At 66.9% G+C, this 350-nt stretch carries 1 protein-coding gene; it reads left to right on the plus strand.

What is annotated here, in order from left to right; genetic code table 11:
* Window positions 1–350: phosphopantetheine-binding protein (locus tag OQ789_RS25875; protein ID WP_324689281.1), on the plus strand; the 350-nt coding region annotated here is incomplete at both ends.

The following is a 350-nucleotide window of genomic DNA, read 5'->3' on the forward strand; positions in this document are numbered from 1 at the left end:
CGCGTCGGGATCGATGATTCCTTCTTCGACCTCGGCGGCGACTCACTCTCGGCGATGCGTGCGATCGCGGCGATCAATTCCGCCCTGGACGCCGGCGTCGCGGTGCGCACAATATTTGAGGCGCCCACGGTGGCCCAGTTGGCGCCCCGCATCGGTGGCACGTCGGGTGGACTGGAACCGTTGGTCGCAGTGGAGCGGCCGGCGGTAGTGCCGTTGTCATTCGCCCAGAACCGGCTGTGGTTCCTCGACCAATTGCACGGTCCCTCACCGATTTACAACATGGCGGTGGCACTGCGGCTGGACGGCAGGCTGGATACCGAGGCGTTGGGCCGGGCGCTGGCCGACGTGGT

The organism is Mycobacterium sp. 94-17 (genome assembly GCF_035617725.1).
In the GTDB taxonomy this organism is placed as follows: Bacteria; Actinomycetota; Actinomycetes; order Mycobacteriales; family Mycobacteriaceae; genus Mycobacterium.